This window comes from Bradyrhizobium sp. AZCC 2262 (assembly GCF_036924535.1).
Taxonomy (GTDB): Bacteria; Pseudomonadota; Alphaproteobacteria; order Rhizobiales; family Xanthobacteraceae; genus Bradyrhizobium.
Genome location: NZ_JAZHRT010000001.1, coordinates 2,408,762 through 2,427,314, shown reverse-complemented (window position 1 = coordinate 2,427,314; position 18,553 = coordinate 2,408,762). Strand labels below are relative to the sequence as shown.

General features: G+C 58.2%; 19 protein-coding genes and 1 pseudogene. 6 read left to right on the top strand and 14 right to left on the bottom strand.

All coding sequences use genetic code 11. The features are described from left to right. Positions 1–238: 238 nt before the first annotated feature. Genes V1283_RS11355 through V1283_RS11335 form a run of 5 tightly spaced genes read left to right on the top strand, consistent with a single transcriptional unit; the run spans position 239 to position 5,139 of the window. Positions 239–3,199, top strand: a complete 2,961-nt coding sequence (locus tag V1283_RS11355) for an MEDS domain-containing protein (RefSeq protein ID WP_334386576.1) — start codon at positions 239–241, stop codon at positions 3,197–3,199. 15 nt (positions 3,200–3,214) lie between these two features. Then, positions 3,215–3,520: a toluene-4-monooxygenase system B family protein gene (locus V1283_RS11350; protein ID WP_334386575.1), complete on the top strand. Its 306-nt coding sequence runs from the start codon at positions 3,215–3,217 to the stop codon at positions 3,518–3,520. Beyond that, a complete protein-coding gene (locus tag V1283_RS11345; protein WP_334386574.1) occupies positions 3,453–3,794 on the top strand; it encodes a Rieske 2Fe-2S domain-containing protein in 342 nt (113 codons plus the stop codon). Before V1283_RS11350 ends, V1283_RS11345 begins: the two co-directional genes overlap by 68 nt. Then, entirely contained in the window at positions 3,791–4,111 is a 321-nt protein-coding gene (locus V1283_RS11340) for an MmoB/DmpM family protein (RefSeq protein WP_334386572.1), read from the top strand. Before V1283_RS11345 ends, V1283_RS11340 begins: the two co-directional genes overlap by 4 nt. Before the next feature lie 2 nt (positions 4,112–4,113). After that, on the top strand, positions 4,114–5,139 hold the full coding sequence (locus tag V1283_RS11335) for an aromatic/alkene monooxygenase hydroxylase subunit beta (protein WP_334386571.1): 1,026 nt from the start codon (positions 4,114–4,116) through the stop codon (positions 5,137–5,139). Positions 5,140–5,192: 53 nt separating this feature from the next. Here V1283_RS11335 and V1283_RS11330 read toward each other — a convergent pair whose 3' ends face one another. The 14 genes and pseudogenes from V1283_RS11330 to V1283_RS11270 form a co-directional block, all read right to left on the bottom strand. Then, a complete protein-coding gene (locus V1283_RS11330) occupies positions 5,193–5,627 on the bottom strand; it encodes a response regulator transcription factor (RefSeq protein WP_334386569.1) in 435 nt (144 codons plus the stop codon). A 500-nt stretch (positions 5,628–6,127) separates the two neighbouring features. Then, a complete protein-coding gene (locus V1283_RS11325) occupies positions 6,128–7,519 on the bottom strand; it encodes an ammonium transporter (RefSeq protein ID WP_334386568.1) in 1,392 nt (463 codons plus the stop codon). A gap of 498 nt (positions 7,520–8,017) precedes the next feature. Beyond that, a complete protein-coding gene (locus tag V1283_RS11320; protein WP_334386567.1) occupies positions 8,018–8,791 on the bottom strand; it encodes a response regulator transcription factor in 774 nt (257 codons plus the stop codon). A 1,643-nt stretch (positions 8,792–10,434) separates the two neighbouring features. Further along, complete coding sequence (locus V1283_RS44640) at positions 10,435–10,545, bottom strand: hypothetical protein (RefSeq protein ID WP_442895727.1); 111 nt, start codon at positions 10,543–10,545, stop codon at positions 10,435–10,437. Between the two features lie 162 nt (positions 10,546–10,707). Continuing rightward, positions 10,708–11,073, bottom strand: a complete 366-nt coding sequence (locus V1283_RS11315; protein WP_334386566.1) for an HlyD family secretion protein — start codon at positions 11,071–11,073, stop codon at positions 10,708–10,710. A gap of 27 nt (positions 11,074–11,100) precedes the next feature. Then, positions 11,101–11,292 carry a hypothetical protein gene (locus V1283_RS11310; RefSeq protein WP_334386565.1) on the bottom strand — a complete coding sequence of 64 codons (192 nt, stop codon included), beginning with the start codon at positions 11,290–11,292 and terminating at the stop codon, positions 11,101–11,103. A 28-nt stretch (positions 11,293–11,320) separates the two neighbouring features. Continuing rightward, positions 11,321–11,560, bottom strand: a pseudogene (locus V1283_RS44635) (FUSC family protein); the annotation flags it as partial. 313 nt (positions 11,561–11,873) lie between these two features. Beyond that, positions 11,874–11,981: a hypothetical protein gene (locus V1283_RS11300; RefSeq protein WP_334393031.1), complete on the bottom strand. Its 108-nt coding sequence runs from the start codon at positions 11,979–11,981 to the stop codon at positions 11,874–11,876. Positions 11,982–12,032: 51 nt separating this feature from the next. Continuing rightward, positions 12,033–12,164: a hypothetical protein gene (locus V1283_RS11295; protein ID WP_334386563.1), complete on the bottom strand. Its 132-nt coding sequence runs from the start codon at positions 12,162–12,164 to the stop codon at positions 12,033–12,035. Continuing rightward, positions 12,161–12,883 carry a YoaK family protein gene (locus tag V1283_RS11290; protein WP_334386561.1) on the bottom strand — a complete coding sequence of 241 codons (723 nt, stop codon included), beginning with the start codon at positions 12,881–12,883 and terminating at the stop codon, positions 12,161–12,163. Before V1283_RS11290 ends, V1283_RS11295 begins: the two co-directional genes overlap by 4 nt. 71 nt (positions 12,884–12,954) lie before the next feature. Continuing rightward, a complete protein-coding gene (locus tag V1283_RS11285; protein ID WP_334386559.1) occupies positions 12,955–13,476 on the bottom strand; it encodes an FUSC family protein in 522 nt (173 codons plus the stop codon). Between the two features lie 253 nt (positions 13,477–13,729). Continuing rightward, positions 13,730–15,382, bottom strand: coding sequence for an NAD-dependent malic enzyme (locus V1283_RS11280; RefSeq protein WP_334386558.1), 1,653 nt, complete (start codon positions 15,380–15,382; stop codon positions 13,730–13,732). A gap of 35 nt (positions 15,383–15,417) precedes the next feature. Continuing rightward, a complete protein-coding gene (gene fumC / locus V1283_RS11275) occupies positions 15,418–16,842 on the bottom strand; it encodes a class II fumarate hydratase (protein ID WP_334386557.1) in 1,425 nt (474 codons plus the stop codon). Between the two features lie 874 nt (positions 16,843–17,716). Beyond that, a complete protein-coding gene (locus V1283_RS11270) occupies positions 17,717–18,220 on the bottom strand; it encodes a DUF417 family protein (RefSeq protein WP_334386555.1) in 504 nt (167 codons plus the stop codon). 114 nt (positions 18,221–18,334) lie between these two features. On the opposite strand from V1283_RS11270, the gene V1283_RS11265 reads away from it, so the two are divergent. Then, positions 18,335–18,529: a hypothetical protein gene (locus tag V1283_RS11265; RefSeq protein ID WP_334386553.1), complete on the top strand. Its 195-nt coding sequence runs from the start codon at positions 18,335–18,337 to the stop codon at positions 18,527–18,529. The last annotated feature ends 24 nt before the right edge of the window (positions 18,530–18,553 follow it).

Sequence of the window (18,553 nt, the reverse complement as noted above, 5' to 3'; positions counted from 1 at the left end):
GGCATCCCAGAACTCGTTGGAGCTGGAATTTGCCCACGGAGGGAACTGTGCGTGGCTCGATGCGGACGCACCTCTTAGGCGCGATCCTTCCCCAGATCGTCGCGCTCCTTCAGGATCTCGCCGCCCGATTTGACGCACTCATTGACAGTATGCCGTGGACGGGATTCCGAATTTGTTTGCATGCAAAGGCGCGTTTGTCTCCTCGCCGTTATTCAGCTGAAGAGCGGAGGACGACCCGATGGCAATCGACATACCGAAGAGCGGAATCGACGCCGTTGGCGATATGGTGTCGTGGGGCGGCCACTTTTGTCTCTTCTATGAGACGAAAGAGGATCTCCTCGACGCGTTGGTCTCATACTGCAAGTTGGGTTTGGAGCGGGGGGAGTACTGCCTGTGGATCGTCGCTGAGCCCTTGACAATTGAACAGGCAAGGCGGGCTCTACAAAAGGTAGTGCCCGATCTTGATCATTGTTTGGCGAAGTCCAGCATAGAAATCATAGCTTCGCGCGACTTGTTTCTCCAGGGCGGCACCTTTGACGATAAACGAGTAGCAGCCACGATGCAGGAGAAACTCGTTAGCACATCGGGCAAGGGCTATACGGGTGTGCGGGTGACTGGGGATACGAGCTGGCTCACCAACAAGGATTGGGCACATTTTTGCAAACTCGAAGAGAGTATCAACGGGCTTATCGGCGACCAGCGCCTCTCCGTGCTTTGCACGTACCCACTTAGCGAGTGCGGACCTTTTGAAATCCTGGATACGGTGCGCACGCACCAGTTTGCCATCGCAAGGCGATCTGGCGGTTGGGACATTATCGAAACCGCCACACTGAAGCGAGCGAAGGCTGAAATCGCGCGACTCAATGAGGAACTCGAACAACGTGTCGCGGAGCGGACCGCCCAATTAACGCAGGCTTCGGCAGCGTTGCATGAGGCGCAGACAGGGCTAGCGCATGTCAATCGCGTCGCCACAATGGGGCAGCTAGCGGCGTCCATTGCTCATGAAATCAAGCAGCCAATCGCGGTGGCAGTCGGCAGTGCCGAGGCCGCGTTCAACTGGCTTGGCAAGCGGCCTCCAGCACTGGAGGAAGTGCGGCAGGCGCTCAGTCGTGTCGTCGACGCCGGCACCCAAGCCACCGACTTCATCGAGCGGATTCGAGACCTCTATAAGAAGGCGCCCCCTCGAAAAGATCCGTTCAAAATCAACGAAGCGGTACTTGAGATTATCGCCCTGACCCGTGGCGAAGTATTGAAGAACAAAGTCTCGGTACAAACGCAACTCGGAGACAGCTTACCGCTCGTTCAAGGCGATCGGGTGCAACTGCAACAAGTGATGCTCAATTTGATCATCAACGCCGTCGAAGCGATGACTTGCATAAGTGACGGTTCGCGACAGTTGCTGATCGGGACAAGGAAAGATGCATCGGGCGGGGTGCTCGTCACCGTCCAGGATTCCGGCCCTGGACTGAGCCCGGACAGTTTAGACCGCCTGTTCGACGCGTTCTACACCACCAAGCCCGGCGGCATGGGAATGGGCCTGTCGATCTGCCGGTCGATTGTTGAAGCGCATGGCGGCCGCTTGTGGACCGCCTCTCATGACGGCCCCGGTGCGACTTTTCAGTTCACGTTACCGACACAGGGGAGAGTGACTCGCGAGCGCGGCAAGCCTCCTGGCTTTCCAAGCACCGAACAAATTGATCGCCGGCAGCCGAAGCTTGAACGCTCGGAGTGGTACGACCTCTGCCGTGACATGAATTGGCGCTTCAAGTACGTGTCAGAGGCAGAAGTTTTCCCTGAAGCGCTCTCGCAGAGCCATGGCATACCCGCTGCCGCTTGGTGGACCTGGGATGAGCCTTACAAGATCAGTTACGGTGAGTACGTCCGCAATCAGGCCGAGAAGGACGCCGCGGTGTACTCCGTCCGGTCAGCTATCGTGCGCTCCAGGCTTTTTGAGAACCTGGACCCGGGCTGGAAATCCGCGATCATCTTGCACTACGGGGCCATCACAATGCCCGAGTACCTGGCCTCCATCGGTGAGGCTCGCATGGGCCGATTTGGGCGCGCCGCGGCTTGGCGTAACATGGCGTTGTTCGGTACGTTGGACGAAGTGCGCCACGGCCAAATTCAGCTCTCCTTTCCTCACGCCCTGCTCAACAAAGAGCCGCGCTTCGACTGGGCGCACAAAAGCCATCACACCAATGAGTGGGGTGTGATTGCCATCCGTCATTTTTTTGATGACGTGTTTACTTCGAACGACGCTGTCTCCACAGCGCTCCAACTCTCCTTTACCGTGGAAACCGGATTCACGAACCTGCAATTTTTGGGCATGGCTGCCGACGCCATGGAGACAGGTGATGTAGCATTCGGCGCTCTGATCTCCAGCATCCAAACCGACGAAGCCCGCCACGCTCAGCAGGGCGAGCCGACACTGCGCGTGCTGATCCAGCAGGGTAAGAAGGCCGAGGCCCAGCGGTTGATCGATGTGGCGTTCTGGCGCTCGTGGCGTGTCTTCGCCTTTTTGACGGGCATGTCCATGGATTATTACACGCCCCTTGAGCATCGCAGGATGTCCTTCAAAGAGTTTATGCTTGACTGGATAGTCAAACAATTCACTGATCAGTTTCGAGACCTCGGGCTGGAGCGTCCGTGGTATTGGAAGCTTTTCCTGCAAGAATTGGACTGGCTCCACCACTCATACCACTTGGGGGTCTGGTTCAAGCGACCCACCGTCTGGTGGAATCCGGATGCAGGCGTGAGCGTGGCGGAGCGTGAGTGGTTGGAAGCCAAGTACCCCGGCTGGCACGACCGATTTGGCACCTATTGGCATACCATCGCCGAGAATGTGCGCCGGGGAACCATCGGCCACACACATCAGGAAACGCTTTTGAGTGTGTGCAACATCTGCCAACTGCCGGTGTGTAGCCCGACGGTCGGTGCACCCCCTCGGCAGGTTACGCACAACGGGCGCGTCTACACTTTCTGTTCAGACCCCTGCAAGTGGATCTTCGCGCAAAATCCGGCACGCTACGCAGGCCACCTGTCGATCGTTGACCGCTTTGTGGCCGGCCATATTCAGCCACCTGACATGGCGGGCGTTCGGGCCTATATGGGCCTTTCCCCTGCCGAACAAGGGGATGACGCGATGAACTATGCCTGGGCCTTTGAACAGCAGCAACCTGCAGCCGCGTCCGCCGGCTAACAAGGAGCGAAGCGTATGGCCACAGTTCCGCTTCAGGCGGCTTTCCGCGGCGATTTTGCGACGTTGCTCGTGCTAGTAGATGACGAGGACACGATGGAGGTCGTTGCTCAGAAGGTAGCCTATCACGTGATTGGCCGACGCTTGCCGCCGCAAGATGCGTCCCTGCGCGTGCAACATAATGGCTTGGTCTTGCTGCCCGACCAAACGGTTGCCCAGGCGGTAATGCCGTCGATGAGTTTTGTGGAGGTGTTTTATGATGCCTCAGGATACGACACTGCAGTGGATTCCGGTAACTACTCTGGGGGATCTTTGGGAAGGTGATATAACTGATGTCCAAGTAGGAGACGAGTTGATCCTCCTCGTCCACTTGGCCGGTGGCAATATTTGTGCCTATCAGGGACATTGTCCCCACCAGAAGACAATCCTCGCCGATGGAGAGCTCGACGGGCACATTCTTACCTGCGCAGCCCACTTTTGGCAGTTCGATGTGTCGACGGGCGAAGGCGTGAATCCAAAACACTGTCAGCTCCATCGTTACCCGGTCAAGGTAGAGGATTCGACAATCTCCGTGGGTATTCCTCAGGGCAGCAGATGAGAAAGGCGATGGAAACGGTTCGACCGCAAAGGTTCGTGGGCCCGGTGCTACGTGGCATGGACCAGGAGATCATCGAGGCAATGCTGATAGCTATTGAGGATGACAATCCTGACGCCGAACTCCTGTACGAGGACCGCGGCGGGTATGTGCGTATCCACACTCCCCGGCTTTGCCGGGTAACCCGTAAGAGTCTGGAAGCCGTGTTGGGGCGTTCCTTTCGACTGGCCGATCTGGAACGTTCCTTGTCCGGGTTTGCCGGCCGGATGCGCTATGTGGGCGATGAGGCACTCGAGTGGTATCTCGAACGGGAGGATTAGCCATGGCAATGGCTCGTAGGCGAGAGCCCGCCAAAACGTGGAGTCTGTTTGGCGACGTGCGCCGAAAACCCACTGAGTACGAGGTCGTCACGGCCAGGTTGCACTACCATTATGGCCGCCAGCCTGCTCCCTTTGAACTTGACCCAAACACGCCCATCAACGCCTGGTATCTAAAGTATCGGGAAGGTTCTCCCCTGCACACCGATGATTGGGAAGGCTTCCGTGATCCACACCAGCTCACCTATCAGGTCTACGTGCAGCGACAAGCCGAGCGTGAGGGCTACGTAGGCAGCTTGGTGGAAGAATTTGAACGCCGCAACCACGATGCCAGTCTTCAGACAGAGTGGGTACGCCTATTGAAGCGGCTTTATCTGCCTGCCCGCTTCCCCATGCATGCCTTGCAAATGACCGGCCTCTACATGGCGCAGTTGGCACCTTCATCATTCATCGCTAACGCCGGCTACTTTCAGGCCGCTGATGAGCTACGCCGTATTCAATGGGTGGCCTACCGGGCCAAGTCGCTCTCACTCGAGCATGACGCGGAGTTAGCCTCAAGCGCACACGCCCGGCAGTGCTGGGAGGAAGATCCGGCTTGGCAACCGCTGCGCGAAACCGTGGAAAAAATGCTTATCGCGTACGACTGGGGTGAGGCTTTTGCGGCGCTCAATCTGACGGTAAAGCCAGTTTTCGACGCCCTCTTCAACGTGCAGCTCGCTGAGCTGGCACGTGCTCAAGGAGATGCTCTGCTCGCCTTGATGCTTGACGATTTTGAGCTTGACAGTGAGCGGAGCCGCGATTGGACCACAGCTCTGGTCCAATATGCTGTGGCGCAGCGTCCCGCCAATACAGAGTTGCTCAACCAGTGGGTCAAGCATTGGGCGCCGCTGGCGTATCGGGGAATGGAAGGCTTGGTCGAGCTGTTTGTACAAGCACCTCGTCCGCTGCAACCCCAGGCTGTTGCAACGAAAGTGCGGACAGCGCACCACGCCCTCTTGACTCGATGCGGCCTCAATACGGTTGAGATCTGAACGGTGAGCAGGAGACGCGTGGAGGCCGTTCGTTCGCCTGAACAACTGAGGGACTAGTTCACCGGAGCAGGTCCCCTGCCTCTGTCGAGCGCCGCGTGAAGACAGTCGATAAGGCGACGCCCGATGTCTAATGGCTTTCGGAGGAAGCAGATAGCTCCGGCGCTCAGCGCGCGCTCCTTAGTGGCCTCGTCGGAATAGGCCGTGATGAAGATAATCGGAATGTCAAAGCCGTTTTGAGACAAGTGGTCCTGCAGGTCTATCCCGCTCATTTTTGGCATTTGCACGTCCAATATCAGGCATCCCGTTTCCCTCATCGATGATGACTGCAGAAACGATTCAGCTGATGCGAAGGTGCACGCTGAAAATCCGAGCGATCTCACGAGATCTTCAATGGCCGACCGGATCAAAGAGTGGTCGTCGACGATCGAGATAAGCGGGATTTCTGTCAACCGCGCATTTTTGGCATTTGCACGTCCAATATCAGGCATCCCGTTTCCCCATCGAAGATGACTGCAGAAACGATTCGGCAATGCGAACGTGCTGGCTGAAAATCCAAGCTACCTAACGAGACCATCAATGGCGGCCCGAGTTAAAGAGTCGTCGTCGATCATCGCTGCAAGCGGGATTTTTCTCAACCGCTCGTCCGATCCTCGGTAACAAATAACCGGCTCTCACGTTCTCTAGAAGCGAAAGTGATGATGTCACGGAACAGCTATCCTGGATATAGTACCTGAGTACTAGGAACCCTCGTCACGAACGTGGAAGATTCCTCCAGACTTACGGAAGTTGCGGCAGATTCAACGCCTCGCCTGCTTCATGGCGTGAGCAGTGACAAGCAGCCGCGGCTGGGCAGGAGCGACAGCGCCATTGAGCTCCACCGCGGCAACCTCCTTTTCCGCGCGTGTGAGATTCCAACCAGCATCGCCCACATCTTCCGCGGCAAGTGGCCGATTGTATCTTATTGTCCGTCATGACTTGCTCCTGACGTTCACCTGCGGTTCTTCTTGACCTCCGCAGAGTGGTCTGTTTCCGCTTCGGGGCTCATAAGGCGAAGGGGCTTTCTCGCGGAGGAGTGTCCGTAGTCGTAGGCGCGCTCGCCGTGCGAGGCGAAGTCTAATCCTTCATATTCGTCCTGCGCCTCGACGCGGACGCCGACGGCGGCGCCGACCAACTTAACGAGCGCGACGGTGGCCAGCGCCGACCACGCCGCCGCTGCGGCTATACCGATCGTTTGCGCGCCGAGCTGGCCTGCTAAGTTCGTGCCAGCGTAGCCAACGCCACCCAGCGTGCGCGCCACGAACACCGCCACCAGCAAGGAGCCGAGCATGCCGCCGACGCCATGCACGGAGAAGACGTCGAGCGAATCGTCGATGTGCAGCCGATGCTTGACAAAAATCGTGGTCAGGAAGCAGACGGCGCCGCCGGCCACGCCGATGGCGATAGCACTCGTCGGCCCGACGAAGCCCGCCGCCGGCGTGATGGTGGCAAGGCCGGCGACGGCGCCGGTCACGAGACCGATCGAGCTCGGTCTGCCTGCGCAAAGCCATTCGACCGCCATCCAGGTGAGCGCTGCCGCCGATGCGGCAAAATGCGTGGCAAGAATGGCCATGCCGGCCGAGCCGTCGGCCGCCAATGCGCTGCCGCCGTTGAAGCCGAACCAGCCGACCCACAGCATGCCCGCGCCTGCCACAGTCATGCCCGGGTTGTGCGGCGGCAACACGTGGCGCGGGAAGCCGGCGCGCGCGCCGACCATGAGGGCCGCGACCAGCGCACTGACGCCGGCGGTGGTGTGGACAACGATGCCTCCGGCGAAATCGATGACGCCCGCGGCCGCGGCCCAGCCGCCCCCCCAAACCCAATGCGCAACCGGCAAATAGACGATAACGAACCATCCCATCGTGAACAGCAGGACAAACGGAAAGCGCACGCGTTCCGGGAACGCGCCGATTATGAGCGCAGGGGTGATGACGGCGAAGGTCATCTGAAACAGTGCGAACACCGCCTCCGGCAAGTTGCCGCGCAGCGCCTTGTTGCCGAGATGGACGAGGAAAGGGTTGTCGAGCGGACCGATCAACACCCCGCCGTGACCGAAGCTAAGACTGTAGCCGAATGCTGCCCAGAGCAGCGAGACCACGCAGCAAATGACGAAGCAATGCATCAGTACGGAGAGCAGATTCCGCGCGCGCACCAGGCCGCCGTAGAACAACGCGAGCCCGGGAAGCGTCATGAACAGCACGAGCGCCGACGCGACCAACACCCAAGCCGTGTCACCCGTGTCGGGCGCCTTTGCTCCGCCGGCACAGGCTGGCGAGGCGATGATGCACGACACCATCAGCGCGGACACATAGCGCCAACCGACGCCTCTCAGCAGGAACGACATGGTGCTATCCCGTGGGCGCTGGCGGAGCCGTGGACAAGAACGAACTCGCCACGTTGTAACCCGCCAAGGTCGGAAAGTACTTATCTGTTTATGATTAGCAGGCTTGTGAAAATCTGCTTTCGTTAACTTGTCGCTGTTGAAGTTCTCTTGCGGAGAAATGAGACGAGGCGCCGCCATCAGAGGCGCGACAATTCCGGGCCGGTCGACCGACTGACACGACGTGTAACAGAAGATGTGGGGACAGCCTACAAGTTGGAGCGAGACAGGCATACGAAAGCTAAGCTTACGCAGCTGATTCCCGACGAGTTGGTGCCACGATTCGCGTTCGCCGGCAGTCCAGAAGCAATCAAAGAACAGATCAACGGTGAGGGCTCGGCGTTGATGACCTAATCCTCGCAATTCTTCCAAAGGGTGCCAAGCTGCGTCCCATGCCGAAGTCATTTGTGATCTAATTCCGCTGTTCACAGGCCAGCGCGCACCGGCGAGAATGTCCTGACCTCAGGATAGTGAGGGGACCGGCGGCATAAATTGGCCGCGGATCTCAACTGAGTGGCCATCAGGACATGTGTGGGCGCCTGAACGTCGGACGGTAGCGCCGTCGCGGTTGGTCACACGGCACTTAGCGTTAGCTCGAAAGCGAAGCTCTTTTCCTTCGCGAGACAGATGTTCCAGCCTATCCACCATTCGCACCAGATCGGCTACTGAGCGTGCCCCCATCTTGACCAGAACTCGACCACTGTGAACGCGAGCCGTATGCGTGCAGACACCCAATTGGCCCGCGATCTGCTTGGGTCCCTGTCCTGCTGAAAGCAACACCATCGTCTCCCTTTCGCGAAGCGAAAGCGATGCAAGCCGGGTTCGAAGCTCGTCCAAGATCTGCTTTTGCAAACGCGCTGCGACATCACGCTCTATGCCGCTTCTCACCGCGTCGAGCAGCTCTTCATCTTGAAAGGGCTTGGTAAGAAACTCTATGGCCCCAGCCTTCATCGCCCGAACGGATGTCCTTACTTCGTTCTGAGCGGTAAGAAACACTAAAGGTGTTTTGCGTCCGGTCTTTGCTTGTCTGGACTGAAAATCGAGACCGCTTATGCCGGGCAACCGCACGTCTAGCACGATGCAATTGGGTGGATGAGACTTGCTTCTCTTCAAATATTCTTCGGCCGATTTGAAGAGCTCGATTTTCAGGCCCGCCGCCTCGAGCAAGATCCGCAATCGCGCTCGCATGGAGTCGTCGCTGTCGATAATAGCAATTAAGGCTTGGTCAACGGTCATGAATTGTTACCGCCATACTTGTTAGAGTCCAACCGACCGTATCGTCACAGCATTTTCTTTTGCGGATTCCCCCGACAACCCATGGCGATTGGTCCGCGGAATTCTACTCTGAGAGGCGCCGCTGGGGCGTCATGTGGCGCCTCCCAATGCGAAGCAGTATACGGTATCAAACGGGAGCAAGGGATTGGGCGGCGGTGCGCACAAGTGATTTCGTCCATCCGGATTATCCCTATTGCGTTCCACCTTTTCGGGCGGAATCAGAATGTACTTCCCGTCTTCTCTACGCTTGGCGTAGATGTTTCCGTCAATGTACTGGATTTCAGTCGGGTAACAATCCGCGTCGTTGCAACAGCTAGCCGATGGATTGTCGGGCATGCGCCAGTTTGAATAGAATTTTTCGTGCAGCCACTGGTCTTGTGGAGGATGATGGAGGGTAGCGTGACCTTTACCCTCTTGCGCCTGGAGTGGCAGACCCGCCAGTAGACAGCAGCTCCACAGGATGAGTCTGAACAAAAAGCCCAAGCTGCACATTCGATGTCTTCCGAGTTATGAAATCGCGTGAATTCACGCATGACTTTCAATGCGGCACCCTAGGCAACGATCTGAAGTCGACGAAACCATTTGCGGTTCGCCTCGCGGCGGGCCTTGAGGCGCTCCACGCACTTCTTTGAACAGAGGGGAGTGCGCCAGGAATAGTGCCGGATGAGACCGAACGGTCCGTCACAGATCGCGCAGCGCCTTGGCGCGCCAAGCAGGGTATTTTGAGAGTTGTTGAGCATTTTTGTCTCCTCTGGTCTTCGCGTGAGCCCTATTTCTTGTTCCTTCTTTGTTGTCGCACTCCGTCCACAGGCAAAGTGCATCCCGACGTCGTTGCAAGAATTGCGATCGAGCCGTTAGCCTAATCGTTGACATTCGCGTCCTGCAATCGACCAATCTAGAACTGACAGCGAGATTAAGATGATAAGGATGAGTGGCTCAATTGTACGTTGGTGCCCGCCCGTAACCGAGAGGGCTGCAACAACTAGACAAAGGTTTGCGTTGATTGCCTTTCGCTCGCATCTTTCACGGACTCTTGCACAACCAGGCCATAGTACTTGTTTGGAATCGTGCTGGCGGAGCGCGATCTTTGTGACCACTTGCCCGGGTGCACTGTGACGAAGCGTCTGTCTTTCAGATCAGGATGCAAATGAAACCGCGCACTTTCAGGCAAGAGACGGCATGACTGATAAAGACGGCTTGAGACAGCACGATATTCTGGAAATGGTCAGACAAGGAGCATGAGATGGCAATGCTTAGAGCTCTCGGAGCGATCGCGCTCCTGACGATCAGCGGTGAATTGCCCGCATTCGCCCAGGCAGCAATACAGGAACCGGGCTCGTATGCCTTTTACCACCCCAATGCTGATGTGTTGAATGCAGGCCGGCCATCGGCTCGAGGGTTCTATCCAATGAGCGCCTTTGCAAGTGGTGCGTACGACCCGAGCCTACGAATTCCTTCGCGGCGCCACCGCAAGTGACGGCGATATGTTGCTCCCTCGTATGTAACGTCGCTTGCTCATCCCCACTCAAGCGCCAGCGACCGCGTCGCGCCGCCGCCGGGGCGTCCGCGTCATGATGAAATTTAGCGCAGCGATATTGGGCAGCTCACAGCGAACCACCTCGCCTTCGACCACGCTCGTAAAATGCGCCCTCACCCGTTTCGCTCGTGACCTGCTCGCGCACCAACGGACAGTGCTTCGCATCATACGCGACCACGGAGATGTTGGACGCATTGCCCTTGTCGCCGGTGCGGGAAAATCAGCAATCTCGCGCCAGATTCACGACGCGTCCCGAAACCCTGGTTCCGTGTTTTGGAATGAATTCTTCCGCGATGACATCGAAAGGACGCCGGCGCAAAGCCTGGCAATTCAAATGGCGTCACTTGGGATGCGTGAACACAATAGCGAAGACAAGGTGACGATGCACGGACCTTGTTATCAATTTCAACGGTGGCGGCATGCCAGCCGATAGGGTGACGCCGGGGGCTACCTTATCGATATGGATCCGGACTGGGATGCGTTGGGCCAGGCGCACCCAAGTGAAGATTGGGTTGACTGTCGCTATTCCCTGATTGTTGGGCTGTGCGTTCGAAACGTTGATGGCGCGAGCGATGCTGTCGACATGACCGCGGATGATTTCACTGTAGCCGATCAGCTTGATTTGGGCTGGATCACCGACACGGATTAAGGCAAGATTTGTCTCCTCGAAATACCCATCGATCCAGAATGAATTGGCATCGACCACCGAGATGGTGCTCCCGCCGACCTTGACTTAGTCACCGAGTTGCACCAGTAGGTTCGTTACGTAGCCGTCAACTGTTGGGCGCGTGCGATCGAGGTCCACCTGCGCTTGATTGAGCTGAGCTTTGGCTTGAATGAGACCTGCCTCGGCACTCGTGCGCTGCGCCTTTAGCGCCTCGACTTGCCGCTGTGCCAGGTTGAGATTTTCTTGTGCGGTCTGCACCGCTTCCTGCTGATGCGATGCCGGCGCACACAATCCCGATGCAGATCTCGCTGGTGCGCCAGACTGCCACCCAGAAGATCTCTGAACTCGCGCTTCCGGTGGCGCCGAGCGTATCGGCGGCGATGACTGCAGCGGTATAGCCGGTGAGCGCCGCCGAATACGAAGCGAAGTTGCGGAGTACCGTGGCGCCAAAAGCGCATAGACCGCCCCAAAGAGCCAGGCCCACGAGAAAGGCGATCCGTCTCTGCGGAAAGCATGCGGTCAACACCACGATTGCTATGGCCCCGACCACGGTTCCGATCACCGGAACCAGCCTTTACGTAGCGAAGCTCCGAGCTGGGGCTGACCGCAGCAGAAGCTCCTGCCCAATAGGCATCGTCGAGTTCGAGCCAGAAGGCGACGTAAAGTGCGAGACAGACCGAAGCCCAGAGCCGTAAACCGAACAGCAGCGGCGGGCCAGCGGCCCGCGCCGGGTTCACCGGAGCCTCCGCGCATCTGTTGACGGTCTTATCCGGCACCAACCTGCCTTGGTCGATGGCGCCTGCCATGCGTCCCTCAGGTCACCGCGGCGACGTAGGGCCTCACCATCTTGGTTCGGCGACCCGATCGAATGTCTGCTCTTCGACGAACCCGAGCTGCAGAGCGGCCTCCTCTAACGTGAGGTCGTAGTTTGTCGTGTGGTGCGCGATCTTGCAGGCATTGTCGTAGGCCGATTACCGGCGCGCCCGCGGTTGCCAGCATCAGCGAACGGTCAACATATTCGGCGATCTTCTTGCGGCAACGCTCGCGCTGGGTCTGGCCGCGTCCCAGAGTTTCGCGGCGAGCACCGCCACCTTGCGCAGGCCGTCGGTTTGAATTTGGACGTCGCTCATGCTGCTTTCGTTTCCACGGGATGAGCCCGTACCGCCGCGATTCCCATGACGAGCGCGACAAGGGCAATGCCGACCGGTAGCGCCAGGGACCGCAGGCCAAAATCGGACTCGCATGCCGCACCAAGGGCGCAGCCGACCAGGAAGCCGACGATTGCCGGCCAGGTGCGCTTGGCGCGCTGCCGCGCCGCGACGTGCAGATTGCGGTCGAATAGTATCTCTCCGACATCGATCGCGAGGAGGGTGATGTTCGTCGTCATCACCGCCGTGGAAGGCGCTCCCTTCAGCGAGATTCGCGCGACCTCGTTCTGCACGGCCATGGCCGATACCCCCAACATGCCCGCGAGGATCATGATCGCGGTATCCGGTTCGATGCGTGGCCACTGCGCGAGGCAAATGGCGAGAAACATCAAGAGCAAGAGGAACTGCAACAGGAGCAGAGGCAGCAAGGACGCAATGCCGATCCGTTCCAGGCCGGTGACGAAGAGTCTGGTCAGCGCCAACACGACCATGAACACCGGGGCGGATATCAAATAGGACACCGGCGCTTGCTGGCCGGCGACAAGCTTCGCTGCAAGAATCACGATGTTGCCAGTGATATGGGCGGTGAATAGGCCGTCGAGTCCGAGAAATCCGATGATGTCCACGCTTCCGGCGACCATGCTCAGCGCGAAGGGGAGCAACCTGGCGCTAAGTGAATCGTCGACCGACGGTACGGTCACGCAGGCACCCACTGAAGCAACCGTGCAGGCTGACTTTGCTGCGATTGGCGACCGGTCCTGAAAAAAGGCCATCATCGGGCCCGCGCTCCGACAGCAGGGAAAATGACATAAGCCGCAATCCACCTGCAGGAAACACCAACCGCAATTCCGACGAGGATATCCGCAAACCGCAATAGCGGTTGATGCCACGCGTTTTCAGGGCTGATCCTCGCAATCACTAAGACGACCGCCGTCGTAATCCCAGTCGTGATGATGTCGTCCGGCCGGCCCAGCAGCATGATCACGAACGTGCCGAGGCCGATGACCGCCGCCATGCCCAAGCCCGAAAATGGGAAACTCAACAGATAAAGAAGGCACAGCACCATGCTCAGCGTCGTTGCGACAAGGCGCGCTACTCCTGCAGAAAAGCTGTGAACGCGGGTGTCTCTAAACACGAATACCGTTGCGACCACCGCCCACATCCCGCCGAAAAGGTCGTCGGATTTGTCGACGAATGGCGCAAGGACGTGGGTGATGATTGCGTAGGTGATTGTACTGGCGATCGCCATGCTCAAAGCAAACAGCGCGGCCGAGATGGTTTGGCGTGTCGTCACTGTGGTGTCTCCATGGCTTTGATCGTTACAGAGAACTGCGTTCGCTGAAGCGAATACGCGTCGCCGGCAGACACTCCTTCGCGTTACAAAAGCGTGTTCGATCAGCACGGTCGTAGGCCTTCGCGAGACGTATTTGGCAAATCGAGCGTATGGGCGCTCGCAGGAAATGCCTGAAAGCGCTCTAAGGTCAGGCAGCCCGCCACAGGTGAGGTCCTCGCCGCGCGGCGAGAGTCTCGTCGCGCAGCGGATTTACTTACGCCGCTTGCGCCGCTTTCGCTGTCGCAAGGTCGGTGTATTCCGGCTTGTAGACCTGGCTACGAATGAACATGACCATATCGGCAGGCCGCGGGACACGAGCAAGATCGGAGTCGAACACCAGCTTGGCTACACGTGCTGCGGTCTGAATCTCCGTTTCCAGGATATTCGCCTGCAACGGATAGAGGAGCCCTTGCTTCAGCAACTCAGGCGCGACCTGATCCGCCACGCCGGCCGCCGCCTCGATGAACATTTCATCAGTGACGCGCAACGCTTGGGTGGCAAAGATCGCCATTCCGACGGCTGGGAAGATGTAAAAGTTGTTGGCCTGCCCCGGTAGGAATGTTTGCCCGTTTAGTTGAACCGGCGGAAACTGCACGCCGGCGGCATAGATCGCCTTGCCTTTCGACCAGGTATATGCCTGCTCAGGCGTGCACTCGGCTTTCTCGGTCGGGTTTGATAGTGCGAGCACGACGGGACGATCGTTGATGTGCGACATGGCCTCAATCACTGCCTGCGTGAATGCGCCTCCGACCGTGCTGACACCGATGATCGTCGTCGGCTTGATGCTTTCGATCGCAGTGACAAAGTCCCGCGTCGCCGCATGCTTGTGCGCGTACGGCTTCTGAAAGTCGACGAGATCGGTGCGCGTCGACTCAAGCAGACCATTGACGTCGAACATGTAGACACGCGACTGCGCGTCTTTCAGCGTCATCCCCTGCGCAACCAGCGCGGAACACAGGAGATTGGCAAGACCGATGCCGGCCGAGCCGGCACCAAGAAACAGGTATTTCTCGTCCTTAAGGTTCGTTCCCTTGATCTTCGCCGCGTTGATCATGCCGGCAAGAGTGATCCCCGCCGTGCCCTGTACGTCGTCATTGTAGACACAGTACTTGTCGCGGTAGCGCTGAAGCAGGTGGACGGCGTCCACCCCGGTCCAATCCTCGAAATGGATGCAGCATCTCGGGAACACCTCCTGCACGGCCTCGACGAACTCGTCGACAAAGGAATAGAGCTCCTCCCTCGGCGGCCGTGTCTTTTGCATGCCCAAATAGAGAGGATCGTGCAAATACTTTTCGTTGTTGGTGCCGGCATCAAGATACATAGGCAGGAGATATTGCGGAGGTACTCCGGCGCAGGCGGTGTAGAGCTGCAGCTTGCCGATTGGGATGCCTGCGCCATTGGCCCCGAGATCCCCGAGACCCAAAATGCGACCACCGTTGGTGACGCAAATGACTCGGACGTCCTTCTGTGGCCAGTTTCTCAAAACTCCTTTCACGTCGCCCCGGCGCGTCATCGATAGGTACATGCCACGTGTCTGGCGATAGATATGGCCAAATTTCAAGCAGGCCTCTCCGATCGTAGGATCGTAAACGATTGGCAGAAAGCGTGCCGGATCAGACATGATGGTGCGATAGAACAGCGTCTCGTTATGGTCGAGCAGATTGACGAGATAGATGTAGCGGTCGAGGTCTGCGGTCTTATGACCGAGCTGCATCATCACCCGGCTCAGTTGCACGTCCATCGTCTCGATAGCGTCCGGCACGAGGCCCACGATTCCAAGCGACTGCTTTTCCGCCTCCGTGAATGCCGTTGACCTATTGAGTGAAGGATCCAGAAGCAGTTCCATTCCTTGCTTACTGATGGTCATGTCGTTCCCCTGTTTGGCTCAGCTTGTGATAAGTTTCAGGTTGCGTCGGCCTCGGTAGGTGCGGCCGCCACGTAAGGTTTCACCATCTTCCTGGGATCAACCACACGATCGAATTCCGCCTCGCTGACAAAGCCCAGCTTCAAGGCGGCGGCCTTCAGAGTGAGATCGTTGTCTGTCGCGTAGTGCGCGATCTTCGACGCCTTGTCGTAGCCGATGACGGGCGAAAGAGCCGTCACTAGCATCAACGAGCGCTCCACGAACTCGTTGATCTTCTTCAGGTTCGGTTTTGTGCCCTCGACAAGGAATTTCCGGAAGTTCGTGCAGCCGTCGGTCATGATAGTGACCGAGTGCGTGATGTTCTGGATCATCAGCGGCTTGTAGACATTCATTTCCAGGTAGCCGCCGGCACCGCCAAAACCGACCGCGACGTCGTTGGCCATCACCTGCACCGCAACCATGGTGAGGGCCTCGCACTGGGTCGGATTGACCTTGCCCGGCATGATCGAGGAGCCCGGCTCGTTCTCCGGTATCAACAGTTCGGCAAATCCAGCACGCGGTCCGCACGACATCAGACGGATGTCGTTGGCAATCTTGTAGAGCGACACCGCGAGCGTCCGCAGCGTTCCAGACAGCTGCACTAGCGCGTCGTGGGCGCCCTGAACCGTGAACTTGTTCGGTGCGGTGACGAACGACAGACCGGTCAGCTTGGCGATCTCGGCGGCAGCCGCCTCCGCAAAGCCGGGCGCCGAGTTGATGCCGGTGCCCACCGCCGTGCCGCCAAGCGCCAGCCGGTAGGCGCCCTTCAGCGCGTCCTCGATCCGCTCCAGATCGTCCGACAGCATCCCGACATAGCCGGACCACTCCTGCCCCAATGTCAAGGGCGTGGCGTCCTGCATGTGGGTGCGGCCGATCTTTACGATGGCGTCCCATTCCTTCGATTTGGCGGCGACGGCATCGCGCAGTGCGGTCACCGCCGGAATCAGCCGTTGCTTGACGTTCACGGCAGCCGCGATGTTCATGGCCGAGGGAAACGTGTCATTCGACGACTGCGCCATGTTGACGTGGTCGTTGGGATGAACCGGGGTGTGGCTGCCAAGCGCCGTGCCGGCGAGCTGGGCGCAGCGATTGGAGATGACTTCATTGGCGTTCATGTTGAACTGCGTGCCGCTGCCGGTCATCCAGACGTGCAGCGGGAACATGTCGTGGTGCCGGCCTGCCAGGATTTCATCACAGGTCTGCACGATCAGCTTGTATCGCTGATCGTCGAGCCGCTTGCCGGCGTTGTTGGCGATTGCGGCGGCTTTCTTCAGCGTCGCGTAGGCCGTGATCATCTCGCGAGGAATCAGATCCTGTCCGATGCTGAAATGCTCAATTGACCGCTGCGTTTGCGCGCCCCAGAGCTTGTCTGCTTGCACTTCCACGACGCCGAGGCTGTCGGATTCTTTTCTCGTCGCAGTCATGACTCATCTCCTGTTTGCTACGTAAGGATCGCATGTCATGAGGAGGCGGGATCGCATCCGAATCCGATGGCGATGTGGTTGAAGGCGTTCATCAGGGCGATCGCGATCGTGAGATCGACCATTTGCTTTTCCGTGAAGTGGGCGGCGATGTCCCGGTAGATTTCCTACGCCGCATGTGTGTCGGAGATGAGAGCGGGTGTCTCCGTCCCTTCGAGAGCAGCGCGCTCCAGTGTGGAAACGCCTGTCCAGTTTCGCGGCGAAACGGAAGAAAACGATCTTTGAGAACTGAACGCCCTTCATCGTGAGGTCCCGCGGGCGCGGGATCTCAGCGGAAATCTTGATGTCTGCAGTCATGTCCAAAAATAGGATCGGGGCGGCGGGCACATAAAACGCATGCGGAAATCCTATCGCCAAACGGACGACACCCATAAGTTCTCCTCACGCGACTGGCCGAGACACGGCAGCCACGTCCTAGTTCATGTCCGATGGCGCAGCGATAGACATCGTACTCACAAGCGAAACGACGCGCTTGCGTGCGGAGGAGTCGCCAATCCCGTTTTTTGGCGGTCACTCAGTCGCCGGCCGACTGGCGGGTAGAAAATAGCAGGATCGTCTGCGTGCGGCGCTTCGACAATTGCTCCAGGTTTTTCAGACTTGCTGCATTCGGGGCACGACCCACGAGTTGAAAACTCGTACAAAATCGCAATCCAGTGTGGAAAGCGTAGCCTGGTGCCCAGGGTAGCGAAGGTTCGCTACATCCAGAAACCCACTATCGCGTAAGCCCTGTTTGGCTACCTAGTGACGCTGCGCGAACGGCGCATTCCGCGGTTTCCTCAAAGGCATGGGTAGCGCGTCCAAAATTCCTCGCCAAAACTCAACTGCGTGTTATCTCCAGCGCCGCACGTGTCAGATCCTGTTCGAGCAGGTAGAATGAAACAACGAGGAACAGAACGTCCTTCATCAAGAAGCCGAGTGGCAAGGTCATGATCGGAAATCCGCCCGCCTCATGGGCCCAGCCATCGGGCAGGAAAGGAATAATGCTCGTGGTGCCGATGAAGGTTACGATCGACCCAAGCGCGCCCAGGATGCCAAGCCTCGGGCTCCAATAGCCAAGGAAAATGAGAGAGCCGAAGATCGTTTCGGTCGTCCCGAGGAAGAACCCTGCGCCGCGAACGCCGAAGGCAGGGAGCAGCCAAAAGACAACGGGGCTATGGCTGATTAAGGGGACTAGCATCTCGGCGGTGTACTGGCTCCACTTTTGGATGCTGAAGGCGAAGAACGTAAAAACCATCGCAGCGCGAATTAAATGACGGTCAAGGCCGCTCCGGAACGGGGTGGTCTTCGAAACACGAAGAATGAGCCGGTTCAACTGATTCATGGTGTCGTTCCTCCTTATTCCCGTTTCCCCGACTTGTTCGCCCCGCAGACCTTTATTTCCTGAAAGCGGCGGAATGGGTCGTTCGCCACCTGCCGCTTGGGGCCAGAAGGCGGCTTGAGCAAACTATTCGATCACCTCGTCAGCGAGCGCGAGCAAAGTCGCCGGAACCTCAATGCTGAGCGCTTTTACGGCCCTCTGATTGATCGCGATCTCAACAATGTGGACGTTGCCGCCACCTTTCATCTCTCTTCCATAGTCCGCACAGTGACCGCCACAAACGATACAGCGCATGCTCTCGATCCCGGGTAAAAGGCCCGATCACCAAAACAATGA

What these genes read in the sequence shown, in the direction of transcription:
- V1283_RS11350 (WP_334386575.1), top strand. Translation starts at nt 3,215, where the DNA reads ATGGCCACAGTTCCGCTTCAGGCGGCTTTCCGCGGCGATTTTGCGACG.
- V1283_RS11320 (WP_334386567.1), bottom strand. Translation starts at nt 8,791, where the DNA reads ATGACCGTTGACCAAGCCTTAATTGCTATTATCGACAGCGACGACTCC.
- V1283_RS11325 (WP_334386568.1), bottom strand. Translation starts at nt 7,519, where the DNA reads ATGTCGTTCCTGCTGAGAGGCGTCGGTTGGCGCTATGTGTCCGCGCTG.
- V1283_RS11345 (WP_334386574.1), top strand. Translation starts at nt 3,453, where the DNA reads ATGATGCCTCAGGATACGACACTGCAGTGGATTCCGGTAACTACTCTG.
- V1283_RS11330 (WP_334386569.1), bottom strand. Translation starts at nt 5,627, where the DNA reads ATGCCTGATATTGGACGTGCAAATGCCAAAAATGCGCGGTTGACAGAA.
- fumC (WP_334386557.1), bottom strand. Translation starts at nt 16,842, where the DNA reads ATGACTGCGACGAGAAAAGAATCCGACAGCCTCGGCGTCGTGGAAGTG.
- V1283_RS11335 (WP_334386571.1), top strand. Translation starts at nt 4,114, where the DNA reads ATGGCAATGGCTCGTAGGCGAGAGCCCGCCAAAACGTGGAGTCTGTTT.
- V1283_RS11270 (WP_334386555.1), bottom strand. Translation starts at nt 18,220, where the DNA reads ATGAATCAGTTGAACCGGCTCATTCTTCGTGTTTCGAAGACCACCCCG.
- V1283_RS11340 (WP_334386572.1), top strand. Translation starts at nt 3,791, where the DNA reads ATGAGAAAGGCGATGGAAACGGTTCGACCGCAAAGGTTCGTGGGCCCG.
- V1283_RS11355 (WP_334386576.1), top strand. Translation starts at nt 239, where the DNA reads ATGGCAATCGACATACCGAAGAGCGGAATCGACGCCGTTGGCGATATG.
- V1283_RS11295 (WP_334386563.1), bottom strand. Translation starts at nt 12,164, where the DNA reads ATGAGCGACGTCCAAATTCAAACCGACGGCCTGCGCAAGGTGGCGGTG.
- V1283_RS11280 (WP_334386558.1), bottom strand. Translation starts at nt 15,382, where the DNA reads ATGACCATCAGTAAGCAAGGAATGGAACTGCTTCTGGATCCTTCACTC.